This is a genomic window from Pseudomonas sp. No.21 (assembly GCF_054558415.1).
On the sequence record NZ_BAAJNO010000008.1, the window covers coordinates 326,499 to 340,690 of the forward strand.

11 protein-coding genes are annotated in these 14,192 nt (G+C 68.9%); 6 read left to right on the top strand and 5 right to left on the bottom strand.

The annotated features are described in order from the left end of the window. Window positions 1–16: 16 nt before the first annotated feature. The 6 genes from ACYJSS_RS18905 (at window position 17) to ACYJSS_RS18930 (ending at window position 6,094) form a co-directional block, all read left to right on the top strand. Window positions 17–1,651 (top strand): methyl-accepting chemotaxis protein, encoded by a 1,635-nt coding sequence (locus ACYJSS_RS18905; protein ID WP_236204809.1) that lies wholly within the window; start codon window positions 17–19, stop codon window positions 1,649–1,651. Between the two features lie 56 nt (window positions 1,652–1,707). Further along, entirely contained in the window at window positions 1,708–2,241 is a 534-nt protein-coding gene (locus ACYJSS_RS18910) for a chemotaxis protein CheW (RefSeq protein WP_111264213.1), read from the top strand. A gap of 13 nt (window positions 2,242–2,254) precedes the next feature. After that, window positions 2,255–3,064: a CheR family methyltransferase gene (locus ACYJSS_RS18915; protein ID WP_236204808.1), complete on the top strand. Its 810-nt coding sequence runs from the start codon at window positions 2,255–2,257 to the stop codon at window positions 3,062–3,064. Beyond that, the gene (locus ACYJSS_RS18920; protein WP_111264215.1) at window positions 3,057–3,566 is read left to right on the top strand and encodes a chemotaxis protein CheD; all 510 of its coding nucleotides are present in this window, start codon (window positions 3,057–3,059) and stop codon (window positions 3,564–3,566) included. Before ACYJSS_RS18915 ends, ACYJSS_RS18920 begins: the two co-directional genes overlap by 8 nt. Next, window positions 3,563–4,642 (top strand): protein-glutamate methylesterase/protein-glutamine glutaminase, encoded by a 1,080-nt coding sequence (locus ACYJSS_RS18925; protein WP_021217491.1) that lies wholly within the window; start codon window positions 3,563–3,565, stop codon window positions 4,640–4,642. The genes ACYJSS_RS18920 and ACYJSS_RS18925 overlap by 4 nt, the downstream gene beginning before the upstream one ends. 132 nt (window positions 4,643–4,774) lie before the next feature. Further along, entirely contained in the window at window positions 4,775–6,094 is a 1,320-nt protein-coding gene (locus tag ACYJSS_RS18930) for a methyl-accepting chemotaxis protein (RefSeq protein WP_459480352.1), read from the top strand. Window positions 6,095–6,253: 159 nt separating this feature from the next. Here the strand turns inward: ACYJSS_RS18930 and tagQ are convergent, their stop codons facing one another. The 5 genes from tagQ to ACYJSS_RS18955 all read right to left on the bottom strand — a co-directional run bounded on the left by tagQ (window position 6,254) and on the right by ACYJSS_RS18955 (window position 14,192). Next, the gene (tagQ, locus tag ACYJSS_RS18935; RefSeq protein ID WP_111264221.1) at window positions 6,254–7,216 is read right to left on the bottom strand and encodes a type VI secretion system-associated lipoprotein TagQ; all 963 of its coding nucleotides are present in this window, start codon (window positions 7,214–7,216) and stop codon (window positions 6,254–6,256) included. A 227-nt stretch (window positions 7,217–7,443) separates the two neighbouring features. Continuing rightward, window positions 7,444–9,141: a formylglycine-generating enzyme family protein gene (locus tag ACYJSS_RS18940; protein ID WP_111264217.1), complete on the bottom strand. Its 1,698-nt coding sequence runs from the start codon at window positions 9,139–9,141 to the stop codon at window positions 7,444–7,446. Beyond that, a complete protein-coding gene (locus tag ACYJSS_RS18945) occupies window positions 9,134–10,339 on the bottom strand; it encodes an FtsX-like permease family protein (protein ID WP_236204807.1) in 1,206 nt (401 codons plus the stop codon). Before ACYJSS_RS18945 ends, ACYJSS_RS18940 begins: the two co-directional genes overlap by 8 nt. After that, complete coding sequence (locus tag ACYJSS_RS18950; protein ID WP_275672213.1) at window positions 10,339–11,055, bottom strand: ABC transporter ATP-binding protein; 717 nt, start codon at window positions 11,053–11,055, stop codon at window positions 10,339–10,341. The genes ACYJSS_RS18945 and ACYJSS_RS18950 overlap by 1 nt, the downstream gene beginning before the upstream one ends. Next, complete coding sequence (locus ACYJSS_RS18955) at window positions 11,055–14,192, bottom strand: serine/threonine-protein kinase (RefSeq protein WP_236204806.1); 3,138 nt, start codon at window positions 14,190–14,192, stop codon at window positions 11,055–11,057. The genes ACYJSS_RS18950 and ACYJSS_RS18955 overlap by 1 nt, the downstream gene beginning before the upstream one ends.

Consider the following 14,192-nt stretch of genomic DNA (forward strand, 5'->3'; position numbering starts at 1 on the left):
CACAGGAGTCCTGAAAATGACCATCAGCAAGAAAATGATCCTCCTGGTGATGTCCGCCCTGCTCGGCATCCTCCTGCTCTCGGGGGTGTCCTACCAGCAGATGAACCAGGTCTACACCGCCGCCAACTACGCCAACATCAACTCGGTGCCGAGCATCGTGGTGATCAACACCCTGCGTAATGCGCTCAACCAGCATATCCAGCAGATCTACACCCACATCCTCACCACCGACGAGGCCGCCATGAAGGAGCTGGACAAGGGCCTGCTCGACAACGAGGGCGCCATCCAGTCCGCCATCGAGGACTACACCAAGCTGCTCTCCGACAGCGAAGACGAGCAACTGCTGGCCACTGACCGCAAGGCCATCGAGGCCTTCCTCATCGGCGTGAACAAGCTGCTGGCCCATTCCAGGGCCAATGAGAACGAGCTGGCCCGGGACGGCATGGTCGCGCTGCAGAGCCACGAGATCGCCACGCTCAACGAGGCCCTGAGCAAGCACCGTGACTACAACATCCGCATGGCCACCGAAGGCGGCCAGCGGGCCGAAGCCACCCTCGGTCAGGCCACCCTGATCTCCATCGTGGTCTCTGCCGTCACCCTGTTGGTGATCGGCCTGATCGGCGGCCTGGTCACTCGCAACCTGCTGCGCCAGCTGGGTGGCGAACCGGCCTACGCCGTGGACGTGGTCAGCCGCATCGCCGCCGGCGACCTGACCGCCACCGTCGAGACCAAGCCCGGCGACACCGGCAGCATGCTGGCGGCCATCAAGACCATGGTGGAGAAACTCAGCCAGATCATCGGCGAGGTGCGCAGCAACGCCGACTCGCTGACCAGCGCCTCGGAGCAGATCTCCGCCACCGCCCAGAGCATGAGCCAGGGCGCTTCCGAACAAGCCGCCTCGGTGGAGGAAACCAGCGCCTCGATGGAGCAGATGTCCGCCTCCATCGCGCAGAACACCGAGAACGCCAAGGTCACCGACGGCATGGCCGGCAAGGCCGCCCGTGAAGCCGACGAAGGTGGCCAGGCCGTGCGCGACACCGTGGCGGCCATGAAGACCATCGCCGAGAAGATCGGCATCGTCGACGACATCGCCTACCAGACCAACCTGCTGGCCCTCAACGCCGCCATCGAGGCCGCCCGCGCCGGCGAGCACGGCAAGGGCTTCGCGGTGGTGGCCGCCGAGGTGCGCAAGCTGGCCGAACGCAGCCAGGTGGCTGCTCTGGAGATCAGCGAAGTGGCCAAGAGCAGCGTCTCCCTGGCCGAACGCGCCGGCACCCTGCTGGACCAGATGGTGCCCTCCATCGCCAAGACCTCCGACCTGGTGCAGGAGATCGCCGCCGCCTCGGAAGAGCAGACCACCGGCGTCAGCCAGATCAACACCGCGATGAGCCAGCTCAGCGAGATCACCCAGCAGTCCGCCTCCTCCGCCGAGGAGTTGGCCGCCACCGCCGAGGAGATGAGCGGCCAGGCCGAGCAACTGCAGCAGCTGATGGATTTCTTCAAGGTCGCCAGCGCCGGCAAGGCCGGCCGTGATGCCAGTGCCAAGGGCAAGGCCGGTGCGGCCCGCAAGGCCTCCCTCAGGGTGGTGGAGGACCGTGACGACGCCTTCGACGACGCAGTACCGGCCGGCTTCGTCCGCTTCCAGCACTGACCCGACCTTTCGATACCGTGACCGGGGCACCTGCCGGTGCCCCCCAGGAGCGAAGCATGTCCAGCGTCTTCAGCCGCCCCGGCGACACCACCCAGCCGGATGCGCCCCAGCAGTACCTGACCTTCACCCTGGCCGACGAAGTGTTCGCCGTCGGCACCCGCAGCGTGCGCGAGATCATCGAGTACGGCCACCTGACCCCGGTGCCGATGATGCCGTCCTGCGTGCTGGGGGTGATCAACCTGCGCGGTGGCGTGGTGCCGATCATGGACCTGCGCCAGCGCCTCGGCGCCGGGCACACCGCCATCAGCCGGCGCAGCTGCATCGTCATCCTGGAGGTGGAGCGCGACGACCTGCGCCAGGTGATGGGCATCCTCGTCGAGGCGGTCAACGCCGTGGTCGAGATCGCCGCCCAGGACATCGAACCGGCCCCCCGCTTCGGCGCCCGCATCCGCACCGACTTCATCCGCGGCATGGCCAAGCTCGACGGCCGCCTGGTGGTGCTGCTGGACATCGGCCAGGTGCTGTCCCTGGACGACCTGCAGCGCCTGGCCGAGGTCGGCACCACTGCCGACCTGCAACAGTCGGCCTGACCGGGAGCCCGCCATGACCGATCTCAGCCTCTCCAACCGCGAGTTCCAGCAGTTCCGCGGGATGATCCACGAGATCGCCGGCATCGCCATGTCGGAAGCCAAGCGCCAGCTCATCGCCGGCCGGCTCAGCAAGCGCCTGCGCCATTTCGGCCTGGGCAGCTACGGCGACTACTACCAGTTGCTGATGAAGGACAAGGGTGAGTTGCAGATCGCCGTCGACCTCTTGACCACCAACGAGACCTACTTCTTCCGCGAGCCCAAGCACTTCGAGTTCCTGCGCGAGAAGCTCGGCACGGAGCTACGCAGCGGCAGCGGCCCGCTGCGCATCTGGAGCGCCGCCTGCTCCAGCGGCGAGGAGCCCTACACCCTGGCCCTGCTGCTGGCCGATGCCGTTGCCGCCCGCCCCTGGGAAATCCTCGCCTCGGACATCAGCACGCGCATCCTCGACAAGGCCCGGGCCGGGCTCTACCCGCTGGAAGACGCCGAAGGCATCCCCGGCAACCTACGCCAGCGCTTCTGCCTGCGGGGCACCGGGCGCAACGAAGGGCTGTTCACCCTGGACCCGGCCCTCAAGCGCCGCGTGCAGTTCCGCCAGATCAACCTCAACAACGCGCTGCCGGACGTGGGCGTGTTCGACGTGATCTTCCTGCGCAACGTGATGATCTACTTCGATGCCGACACCAAGCGCCAGGTGGTGCAGCGCCTCTGCGCACGCCTGCGCCCGGGCGGCTATTTCCTGGTCAGTCATTCGGAAAGCCTCAATGGCATCAGTGACGAGCTGCAATCGGTGCGCCCGTCGATCTACCGGAGGCCCCATGCGTAAGCCCCAGGGCGTCATCGAGGTGTTCCTGCAGCCGGGCGAGTTGTATTTCGGCGACCGCTACACCCGCTTGCGCACCCTGCTGGGCTCCTGCGTCTCCATCGTGCTCTGGCACCGCGAGGCGCTGCTGGGTGGCATGTGCCACTACATGCTGCCCACCTGCCGCCACCCGGGCCGCGAACCGGACGGGCGCTACGCCGACGAAGCCTTGCACCAGCTGCTGCAGGAGATCCGCGACAGCGGCACCCGCGCCACGGACTACCGGGTCAGCCTGTTCGGCGGTGGCAACATGTTCGGCAGCCGCGAGCGCCGGCACATCGGCCACAAGAACGTCGAGGCCGGCCTGGCCCTGCTGGCCGCCCACGGGCTCGCCTGCCACGCCCGCCACGTCGGCGGCGAGGGCTACCGCAACCTGATCTTCGACGTGTGGAGCGGCAACGTCGCGCTCCGCCACCCCAACCCGCAACAACTTGCCAGTCGGCGCTACGAGGCCTGCTCGCCATGAACAAGATCAAGGTGATGATCGTCGACGACTCCGCCGTCGTTCGGCAGGTACTGACCGGCAGCCTGTCCGGCCACAGTGGCATCGAGGTGATCGGTGCCGCCGCCGACCCGCTGTTCGCCCTGGAGCGGATGAACCGCAACTGGCCGGACGTGATCGTGCTGGACGTGGAGATGCCGCGCATGGACGGCATCTCCTTCCTGAAGAAGCTGATGGTGGAGCGACCCACGCCAGTGGTGATCTGCTCGACCCTGACCGAGAAAGGCGCGGCCACCACCATGGAGGCCCTGGCCGCCGGTGCCGTGGCCATCGTCACCAAGCCCCAGGGCAACCTGCGCCAGTTCCTCATCGAGGCCACCGAGGAGCTGGTGGGGGCCATCAAGGCCGCGTCACAGGCGCGCCTCAAGCGCTTGCCCGGCGCCCCCGCGTCCGCCACGCCGGCCGTGGCGCCCAAGCTCAGCGCCGACGCCATCCTGCCGGCCGGCGGGCCGGCCGCCATGACCCGCACCACCGAGCGCATCGTCGCCCTGGGCACCTCCACCGGCGGCACCCAGGCCCTGGAATACGTGCTCACTGCCCTGCCCCGGGTCTGCCCGGGCATCGTCATCGTCCAGCACATGCCGGAAAAATTCACCGCGGCCTTCGCCGCACGGCTGGACGGCCTCTGCCAGATCGAGGTGCGCGAGGCGCGCCACGGCGACCGGGTGATTCCCGGCCGCGCGCTGATTGCCCCCGGTGGCCGCCACATGCTGCTCAAGCGCAACGGCGCGCAATACGTGGTGGACATCGTCGACGGGCCGCCGGTGTCCCGGCACAAGCCCTCGGTGGATGTGCTATTCCGCTCCACGGCCCGCGCCGCCGGCGCCAACGCCACCGGCATCATCATGACCGGCATGGGCGATGACGGTGCCCGAGGCCTGCGGGAAATGTACGAAGCCGGCGCCTACACTTTGGGGCAGGACGAGGCCACCTGCGTGGTCTACGGCATGCCCAAGGAAGCCCGCAAGCTGGACGCGGTGCGACGCGAAATCCCCCTGGAGCAGATCCCGGCCCAGATTTTGAGGGGCGACCGCCCCTGAGTTCGTGGCCCGGCGATGCGCAGTCGGCGACTTCCCCACTCCGTCGCCGGTGCCGCTGGGCCCTTTTGAATCCGGGTGTGCGTGTAGCCCCCCCACACGCCCGACGCCACCTTGGAGCGACGTGAAATGATCCTGTTCAGTGCAGCCCTGAAAAACGAACTGGCCAGGTGCCAGGATGAACTGGCCACGGCACACGCCCTGCGCGACGCGCTGGACCGCTCCCAGGCCATCATCGAGTTCCTGCCCGACGGCACCATCGTCGCGGCCAACGACAACTTCCTGCGCACCATGGGCTACCGCCTGGACGAGATCTCCGGCCGGCACCACCGCCTGTTCTGCGAACCCGCGCTGGCCGACAGCGCCGAATACCGGCGCTTCTGGGAGCGGCTGGCCCAGGGCGAATTCATCCGCGAGCGTTTCCTGCGGCTGGACAAGCAGGGGCACGATGTGTGGCTGGAGGCCACCTACAACCCGGTACGCGACGCCAGCGGGCGGGTCACCAAGGTGATCAAGCTGGCCACCGACATCAGCGCCAACCTCATGCACGAACATGAGGAGGACGCGATCATCAATGCCCTCAACCGCTCCATGGCGGTCATCGAATTCAACCCGGCCGGCGAGGTGGTCGCCGCCAACGAGAACTTCCTCGCGGTGACGGGCTACCGCACGCAGGATGTCGTCGGCAAGCACCATCGGATCTTCTGTTCGAGGGAGGAAGCCGGCAACCCCGGCTACCAGCAGTTCTGGCAGCGCCTGAACCGGGGCGAGTACGTCAGCGGTCGCTTCGAACGGCGTAACAGCCACGGTGGCGTCATCTGGCTGGAGGCCAGCTACAACCCGGTCTTCGACACCCGCGGCAAGCTGTACAAGATCGTCAAGTTCGCCTCCGACATCACCATCGAGGTGCTCGAGCAGCAGGCCGAGTCCGAAGCGGCCCATGTGGCCTACGACACCGCGCGACAGACCGACGCCGAGGCCCAGGGCGGCGCAGAAGTGGTCAATCGCACCGTGGCGCTGGTCCAGGGCATCGCCGGGGAGCTGAACCATGCCGCCGAGCGGATCGGCGCCGTGAGCCAGCAGTCCGACGTGATCAACAGCATCGTGCAGTCCATCCGTGGCATCGCCGACCAGACCAACCTGCTGGCCCTCAACGCCGCCATCGAAGCGGCGCGCGCCGGTGAGCAAGGCCGTGGCTTCGCGGTGGTGGCGGACGAGGTGCGCAACCTCGCCGCACGCACCGCACGGGCCACCGAGGAGATAGTCGAGGTGGTCAAGCGCAACCATGAGCTGGCCCAGGAAGCCGTCGGCAGCATGCGCGAGAGCTGCGAGAAGGTGGACCAGGGTGTACGCCTGGCCAACGAGGCGGGCCGGGCCATCCAGAGCATCCAGGAGGGAGCCCAGCGGGTCGTGGACACCATCCAGCGCTTCACCCGCACGCTGCGGGGCCACTGAGCCGGCCCGGCACCCCCGGCACGGTCCAGGGGCCACCCGGCGGCACGCAGCACCGCTCTCGGGTACGAGGTGAAAAACGAAGGGCTGTCGCTGGAAGGCAATCACCCGCCCGGGCGGGCGGGTGATGCAGGCGGCGGGCTGGAGGGGCCTGCCGAGGGGTCAGGCCTTGGAGGCGCAGCTGGCCGGGGCCCAGTCACCCATGTCGGGGCTGTTGCACACGTCGCTGACCATGGTCTGGCCACGGCTGGCGACCTTCTGGCTTTCGGCGCGCTTGGCCTCGGCCTGTTGCAGGGTGCGCTCGGTGCTCACCGCCTCTTTCGGCACCGCCTTGGCGGTGGTGGTGGTCTTCTTCGGCGGGGTGGTGGTCTTGGTGGTGGTCTTGGTCGACGTCTTGGTGGTGGCCGGGGTGACCGGCGTCTCGGCGGCGACGACCTGGCTCACGTCCTTGCGCTCGACACCGACGGTCTGCAGGTCTTTCTCGTAGGCCTGGGTGTAGGTGTTGATGTTCTCGCCGGCACGACCGTCGACGGCGGCCATCAGGGCGTTGGTTTCGTTCAGGCCGCTGACGATCTCGGCCAGGCGCAGGCGGCCTTCGGTCTCGCTGACGGTCTTGGCCTTGCGCGAGGCCTGCAGGTTGGCGAATTCGCGCTGGTAGCAGTTCTGCGCGGCGCTGGCGTACTTGATGCTGCGGTCGATCTCGCCGCTGCTGCGATCGATGTCGCTGGCGTAGGAGGCAATGCGCGCGTTGTCGTCGGCGATCTGCTGCTGGCGAGCGCTGTAGTAACCCGCTGCGCCGCCCACCAGGGCACCGCCCGCTGCGCCGATCAGCGCGTTGCGGCCGGCGTGGTCACCGCCGGAAAGGCCGCCCGCCAGGGCGCCGATCACGCCGCCGGCGATGGCGCCGGTGGCGACCGACTGGGTCATCGCCTGGTCGGAGGCGCGCAGCTGGCTGACCGGCTGGTAGCACTGCGGGTAGTACTCGGCCTTGGTGCTGGCCGCGACCTTGGAGCTGGGGGCGCCCATGCCGGCGCAGCCGGTGAGCAGCACGCTGGTGCAGGTGACGGCGGTGAACAGTGCGGTGCGTACTGCGGAAAATGCGGGAATGTTGCGTGGGGTTGCCATGGTCATTGCTCTCGTTCTTGAGTGTGTCTAACAAGCCGCTGAGAAGCTATCTGCGTTGCCATCGCAGCGTTGAAAACAGTCTCGAAATGCTCATCTACAGCTCGTAGACTCCGCTTTCTCACCTGCTTTCGCCTTGCGCTGGCGGCCTCGCTTACGCTTCTCAGTGGCTTGCCAATCCATTAAGGCTTCACGGAAGCCACCTAAAACGCCGTCCTTGTCGCGTGGCCTCAGGGGCCGAGCAGTTCTTTCAGAATCGCTTCCGGGTCCGCCCTGCGCTGCTGACGATACTCGCCCACATGCTTGACGAAAAGCGTGGCGCGCGTCACGAGACTCTTGCCCAGCACCGGGTTGCGGTTGAGTTCTTCCTTGGTCCGCTGGAACTGCGCCTGGATCACCGCATCGGTATAGCGAGTACCGGTCGCCAGGTTGTCAATATAGATCGCCACGGCGCCGTCGAGTGCCGTCTTGCCGTTGGCCATCGCACTCTCGTAGAGCTTGGCCGAGGCGTCGTCCTTGGCCGCCTTGGCCTGGTCGCGGCTCTTCTTCAGGTTGGTCAGGCGGATGTTGTAGTTGTTGATGGTCTCGGCCACCAGGGCGGCGGACTGGATCAGGTTGCCGGCCGCCTCCTCGCGCTGCTTGGCGATCAGCGAGATGTTGCGCTTGAGCTCCTCGTTGACCAGCGCCAGGCGCCCCTGAAGCTCGGGGTCGGCGCTGCTGGCGATGATGCTGTCGAGCAGCTGGGTCGGGTCCTGGTCGTCGGCGATCTCGTCGGTGAGCGAGGAGGCGCGGCCCTCGGCCTTCCACTGCTCGAACAGGTCCTTGTAGCGCGAGCGCGGGGCCGACAGCGCGCCGATGGCCACGCGAAAGCCCGTGGTCTCGTTCTGCTGCTCGGTGCCGTCGGCGGCGAACAGCGGGTACTCGCGGCGCATGCCGGTGAACAGGGTCATCTCCCCTTCCAGGTAGTTGCCGCCCTTGACCACGAAGCCACCGTAGGTGCCCTGACGGCGCCCGGCATGCACCAGCTGGAAGGATTCCTGGACCATCTCGGCGGCGTTGCCGATGACGTCGAACAGGCCGATGGGGTTGGGCTTCTTCAGGCCGATGGGCAACAGGCGCGCGGCCTGGCCGGTGCCGCCGGCGACCTGGTTGTACACCGCCCAGTCACCCAGCGGGCCGTCGCCCTCGGCACCTTCCTGCTTGCGCGGGAACAGCCGTGCCTCCAGCTCCTGGCGGCTCACCGCGTGGGCGCCACGGGCGGCGAACTCCCATTCCACCTCGGTGGGCAGGCGCACGAAGCCGACGCCGCCGTCCTCGGCCTTGCCGCCCCGACCGCTGATGGGCAGCAGGTCGCGGTGGTTCTTCAGCAGCCAGGCGCTGTACACCGCGCCGAAGCGCTCGGCCTCGAAGCGCGACAGCTTGACCTTGGGCAGGCGCGAGGCCATGCCCGCCGGGGCCGGCTCGCAGGCCGGCGGCTCACCCTGGCCGGCCAGGGAAGCGGCCTGGGCCATCACCAGGTCGTACTGGCGCTGGGTCACTTCGTACTTGCCGACGAAGTACAGCATCGGCTTGAGCGGCGTGCCCTTCTCCGGCTTCGGCAGGCTGGCGGAAAGCTTGGACTGCCAGTCCTTGGACAGGTCCGAGAGGGTGAACTGGCCGTTGATGAAGTCGCGGCGGTAGCCGGAGATGAACGATTGCTGGTAGCCGGTCTCACCCTCGCTGAAGGGGTAGCCGAGGCTCACTTCGCGGTCGTCCAGGGTGCCCTTGGCCAGCACGTAGACGTAGCGGAACACCATCTCGCCTTCGCAGGGCAGCGGCAGGCTGACGTCGTCCGGCAGCGGCTTGGGGTTGTACAGCGGGTTCGGCTCGGCGTGCGCCGTGGCCACCGCCAGGGACAGTGAGAATGCGACTGTCAGCAACTTAAACATCACGTAGTCCTTCCGAAGCTTCGATTCGGGCCGCGCGCCAGCCACCGGTCGCCGCGGCCAGCGCACTGCAGGCCAGGGTCGCCAGCAACGCCAGCAGGTAATGGGAGAACAGCAGGCGGCAGGCGTATTCACCAGCCGCCGACTGGAACAATCGGTTGAGCCCGGCCTCGGCGGCGAGGTACAGCACGCCCGCCAGGGCCAGGCTGAAGGCGCCGGTATAGAGCGCCTGCAGCACCACGAAGGAGACCAGCGCGGCGGTGGAGACGCCCAGCAGGCGCAGCACCGAGAGTTCGCGGCGCTTGCGCTCCACCGCCGCCAGGGTGCTGGCGGCCATCGCCGCGAAGGCGCCGGCCAGGGCCAGCCCGGCGATGATCCAGAACACCAGGGTCAGGTTGCGGCTGAGCGAGCGCACCTGGGCGATGGCCTCGGCCTGGGTGGCGACCTCCTGGTCGCGGCCGGCGAAGTGCAGGCGCAGCGTCTCCACCGCGTCCAGATCGCGCGCGTAGAGGCGGAAGCCGGGGTAGACCCGCGCCCGCGCACCGCTGGCGGCTTCGCGGCCCGGCCAGCCGAAGCGCTCCACGGCCAGCCCGTCGCGGTAGTCCTCCACCGCCTCCAGCAGGTCCAGGCGAGCGAACAGGGCCTGGCGCTGGAAGGCTTCCAGGGGCAGCACCGCCTTCACCTTCACGCGGGTGCGCTGGTACTCGGGGGTGCCGGACACGGAACGGCCGAAAGCGGCGGTGAGCGCGTCGCCCGCCTTGACCCCCAGGCGCTCGGCGGCGCGCTGGCTGAGCACCACCTCGCCGCTGTCCTGGGGCAGTTGTGCGGGCGGCACCAGCGGGTCGCCCTCGGCGGTGGGCACCATCTCCACGGTCAGCGGCTGGCTGCCGCCGTCGGCGTGCAGGTCGACGGTGGCGGCGATCTGCCGGGTACGCGGCACCACGAAAGCCACCTCGGGGCGCGCGGCGAGCTCGGCGATGCTGGCGAGGTTGTAGCGGGCGCCGCCCAGGGGAATCACCTCGCGCACGGCGGGGTCGCGCTCCAGGCGTTCGGTGAGGGTGCTGACCAGGCCGTGCTTGAGGCCGAACAGCACCAGCAGCGGTGCGACCACGGCGACCAGCGCGAGCACCGCGCAGGCCGAGAGCCGCGCCTCGTTGCGGTAGTCGTGCCAGGCCAGTGCGGCGAGCAGGCCCTTGCGCATCAGCCGGCCTCCGCGAGGGTGGCGGTGACGCCGCCATCGACGCCCCGCTGCAGCGCCAGGGGCAAGGGGCTCAGCCCGGCGCGGGCCGCCAGGGCCTGGTCGTGGGTCGCCACCACCAGGCACAGGTCATGGAGCCGGGCCTGCTCGACCAGCAGTTGCATCACCCGCTCGGCGTTGATCGGGTCGAGGGACGCGGTGGGTTCGTCGGCCAGCAGCAGGCGTGGCCGGTGGGCCAGGGCGCGGGCGATGCCGACGCGCTGGCGCTGCCCCACCGAGAGCGCCGACGGGCGCTTGCCCAGTTGATCGGCGATTTCCAGGTGGCTGGCCAGGTGGCGCACCGTATCGTCGTCCGGCATGCCCAGCAGCGCGCGGGGCAGGCCGATGTTGCCGGCCACGTCGAGGTAGCCCAAGAGCCCGCCGGTCTGCAGCACATAGCCGATGCCGCGACCCCGCAGGGCCGCCAGCTCGTCGCTGCGCCCCTGCTTCCACAGCGCGGCGACGTCGCGCACGCGCCCGTCCAGCTCACACTCCATCACCCCGCCGGCATCCGGCGAGAGGATCAGCGCCAGCAGGTCGAGCACCGTGCTCTTGCCGCTGCCGCTGGGGCCGACCAGGGCCAGGCGTTGCCCGGCGCGCAGGTCCAGCCTGGGGATTTCCAGGCTGTAGCGCTGGGCGCCCTGCCCCCGCGTCTTGCGCAGGTCACGAAGCCTGAGCATCAGGGCAGCGTCGACAGCGGTACGCGGTAGAGGGCGTCGCCGGGCGCCGCGTCGCCGAAGCGCACCCAGTTGGCGGTGTCGTTGTGGAAGGTCTCGTAGAGGCGGATCTTCGACTCCAGCTCGTCGATGAAGTCCTCCTGCTCGGCCACAGACAACGACAGCCACAGGTCCTGGTTCATGTTCAGCGACTTGCTGCGGTACGGCAGCCCTTCCAGGTACTCGCCGAGGATGCCGCTCTGCGCCAGGTTGCTGCCACGGGCCAGTTTCGAGGGGTCGCGGGCCATGTGTGCACTGGCGCTGGCGATCTCCTGGAAGAAGTCCTTGGGCGAGCTCTGGGTGCGGCGCGCGGCGTCGACGATCACCTTCAGCGACTGCTGCAGGTCGTTGAGCTGCAGCTTGGTCAGCAGCACGCAGACCTGAAAGGCCGGCAGCTGCGGGTTGGTCAGGTCGCGGTCGGAGGTCCAGGCGGTCACCAGCTGCGGCGCGCGGGCCTGGGACTTGTGGCCGAGGAAGTCCATGTGCATGGCGTAGCCGATGGCGGCGGTCTTGGCGGCGATGCTGTTGCCCGCCACCGGCGCCTCCAGCGGTGCGTCGCTGCGCACCTTGTGCACCAGGTCGGCGAAGACGCTGCCGATCTCGCCGATGCTGTCGCCGAACTTCTTCACGTCGCCACCGGCCACCGGGATGTACAGGTCGCCGATCTGCGGGTTGGCATCGGCGGTGAGGCTGCGGTACTGCTGCTCGGCGAAGCCGTGGTTCTTCTTCCCGGCGTCGGTCTTCAGGTGCAGGGCGTATATCTTGATCTGCTTGCGCAGCGCCGCCTCGCGCACCTCGGCCTCGTTCATCTGGGTACGGCCCAGGGGGTCGTTCTTGCGGATCGCGCCGGCATCGCTGACCAGCAGGATCAGGCGCCCGCCGTAGCCGCTCCAGTCCATGCCGTCGACCGCTTCCATGACACCGGCGAAGGCGTCCTCGTTGAAGTCGTGGCTGGAGACGTTGGTGGCCTTGACCTGCTGCGCCAGTTGCAGGAACTGGTCCGGATTGCGCCCCTCGTCCAGGCTCACCAGGGTCTTGGCGGTGTACTCCAGGCCCGGCGTCTTGTCGGTGTTGCTGCGGAAACCGACCATGCCGAAGCTGACGCTGTCCAGCTCGCCCCGGGCGGCGATCTGGTTGTGCAGCTCGTGCACCACGTCGCGCACGCGGTCGATGTAGGGCTGCATGGACACCGAGGTGTCCACCACCAGCACGATGGCGGTGCGGAAGGCATCGGTCTTCGCCGCCGGCGCGCTGCCCTCGCCCTTCACCTGGGGCGTGTCGCCCGGGTCGATGGAGGCGACGTTGAGCAGCTGCACCGGCTGGCCGCTGGCGTCGAAGCTTTCGCGGGAATCGAAGATCGGCAGCAGGTAGAACTGGTCCTGGGGGATGGCGCTGGCGGCCGGCTCGATGGCGACGATCTCCGGGTCGGTGCTGTCGCCGAACTGGGCCTGGTGCACGGCGTTGCGCGCCTTGCTGGAGTCGGCGAGGTAGAGCTCCACCTGCTCCGGGTCACGCAGGAACATCACCGGCGAGCGGCCGGAGCGTTCGGTGAACTTCAGCACCAGGCTCTGCTTCCAGTCGCTGAGCTTGTCCAGGGGCAGCCAGCCATCGCGGTGGCCATCGCTGGAGGCCCCCACTTCGACCCAGGGCGTGCCGCCCACGACCTTGCGCGCGTACACGTAGAACACCGAGAAGGCCGGCACCGGCGCGCCGTCGGCCTCGGCGCCGGGGGCGCTGGCGAAGCGTGCGCCGGGCTTGCTCAGCACGCGCTCGAAGAGGGTTTTCTTGCCGGCCATGATCAGCGGACGGCTGCCACCGTCCTGGTTGCCCACGGGCTTGGCGTCAGCACTGGAACCGCTGTCTGCCGGCTGGTCGCCTTCGCTGCCTGGCGTACCGGTGGCGCCGCCGTCGACCTGGCCACCGTCGACCTGGGCGGTGTCGGGTTTGGCCGGCGACTGGTTCAGCCACCAGTAGGCACCGCCGCCGATGCCGGCGAGGCCGAGCACGGCCAGGCCGGCGGCGATCAGCGGTGCGCGGTTGGGGCCACTGGTGGGCTGGCCGGCAGCGGCGCTGAGTTCGGTGTCCAGCACCGAGGCGCGCTTGCCCTTCTTGGGCGGCGTGGCCGGGGGTGTCGCCGGCGGCGTGACCTGGGTCGGCGGTGCGGGGGCGTCCAGTGGGGGCATGGTCACCGAGACCGGGGTCAGCCCGGTCATGCCGCTGCCGGTCGGCGCGGCGGGTGGGGTCGGCGGCAGGCCGAGGGGGCGGAACTGGGTGGCGCCATCGTCGTCGGCCGGGGCCGCCGTGGGCAGGCTCGGCAGGCGGTCGAGGGCCGCGATCAGCGCGGCGGCATCCGGGTAGCGGTCCTTGGGGTCCTTGGCCAGCAGGCGGGTGAGGATCTCCTGGTAGCGGCCCTGGGCGATGGGCAGCTCCGGCAGCGGCTCTGTGAGGTGCGCCAGGGCGGTGGACAGCGAGTCCGAGCCGACGTAGGGCAGCTTGCCGGTGAGGATTTCGTAGAGCACCACGCCCAGGGCGTAGAGGTCGGCGCGGCCGTCGATCTCCAGGCCGCGCGCCTGCTCGGGGCTCATGTAGCTGGGGGTGCCGACGGCGAAGCCGGCCTGGGTGAACTGGGTGCGGTCGTCCAGCGCCTTGGCGATGCCGAAGTCCGAGAGCACCGCGCCACCGTCGGCGCGGAACAGGATGTTGGCCGGCTTGACGTCGCGATGCACCAGGCCCTGGGCATGGGCGTAGCCCAGCGCGGAGGCGATCTGGCGCAGCCACACCAGGCCCTGCTCGGGGCTGAGGCCGGCGCTGATGCGCTCCTTCAGCGTGCCGTTGGGCAGGTACTCCATGGCCATGTAGTACAGGCTGCCGACGTTGCCGATGTCGTGGATGGTGACGGTGTGCGGATGCGACAGCCGCGCCAGGGTCTTGCCCTCGCGCAGGAAGCGTTCGCAGAAGCTGGCGTCGGCGGCCAGCGCCGCGGCCATCACCTTCAACGCGACCTTGCGCTCCAGCGAACGCTGGGTGGCCAGGTAGACCACGGCCATCGCGCCGTCGCCCAGCTCGCGTTCGATTTCATACCCCGGAATTTCTATGTCCAT

Bases quoted from the DNA above. Each gene is read 5' to 3' on its own strand.
- ACYJSS_RS18905 (WP_236204809.1), top strand. From the start codon at position 17: ATGACCATCAGCAAGAAAATGATCCTCCTGGTGATGTCCGCCCTGCTC.
- ACYJSS_RS18910 (WP_111264213.1), top strand. From the start codon at position 1,708: ATGTCCAGCGTCTTCAGCCGCCCCGGCGACACCACCCAGCCGGATGCG.
- ACYJSS_RS18915 (WP_236204808.1), top strand. From the start codon at position 2,255: ATGACCGATCTCAGCCTCTCCAACCGCGAGTTCCAGCAGTTCCGCGGG.
- ACYJSS_RS18920 (WP_111264215.1), top strand. From the start codon at position 3,057: ATGCGTAAGCCCCAGGGCGTCATCGAGGTGTTCCTGCAGCCGGGCGAG.
- ACYJSS_RS18925 (WP_021217491.1), top strand. From the start codon at position 3,563: ATGAACAAGATCAAGGTGATGATCGTCGACGACTCCGCCGTCGTTCGG.
- tagQ (WP_111264221.1), bottom strand. From the start codon at position 7,216: ATGGCAACCCCACGCAACATTCCCGCATTTTCCGCAGTACGCACCGCA.
- ACYJSS_RS18940 (WP_111264217.1), bottom strand. From the start codon at position 9,141: ATGTTTAAGTTGCTGACAGTCGCATTCTCACTGTCCCTGGCGGTGGCC.
- ACYJSS_RS18945 (WP_236204807.1), bottom strand. From the start codon at position 10,339: ATGCGCAAGGGCCTGCTCGCCGCACTGGCCTGGCACGACTACCGCAAC.
- ACYJSS_RS18950 (WP_275672213.1), bottom strand. From the start codon at position 11,055: ATGCTCAGGCTTCGTGACCTGCGCAAGACGCGGGGGCAGGGCGCCCAG.
- ACYJSS_RS18955 (WP_236204806.1), bottom strand. From the start codon at position 14,192: ATGGACATAGAAATTCCGGGGTATGAAATCGAACGCGAGCTGGGCGAC.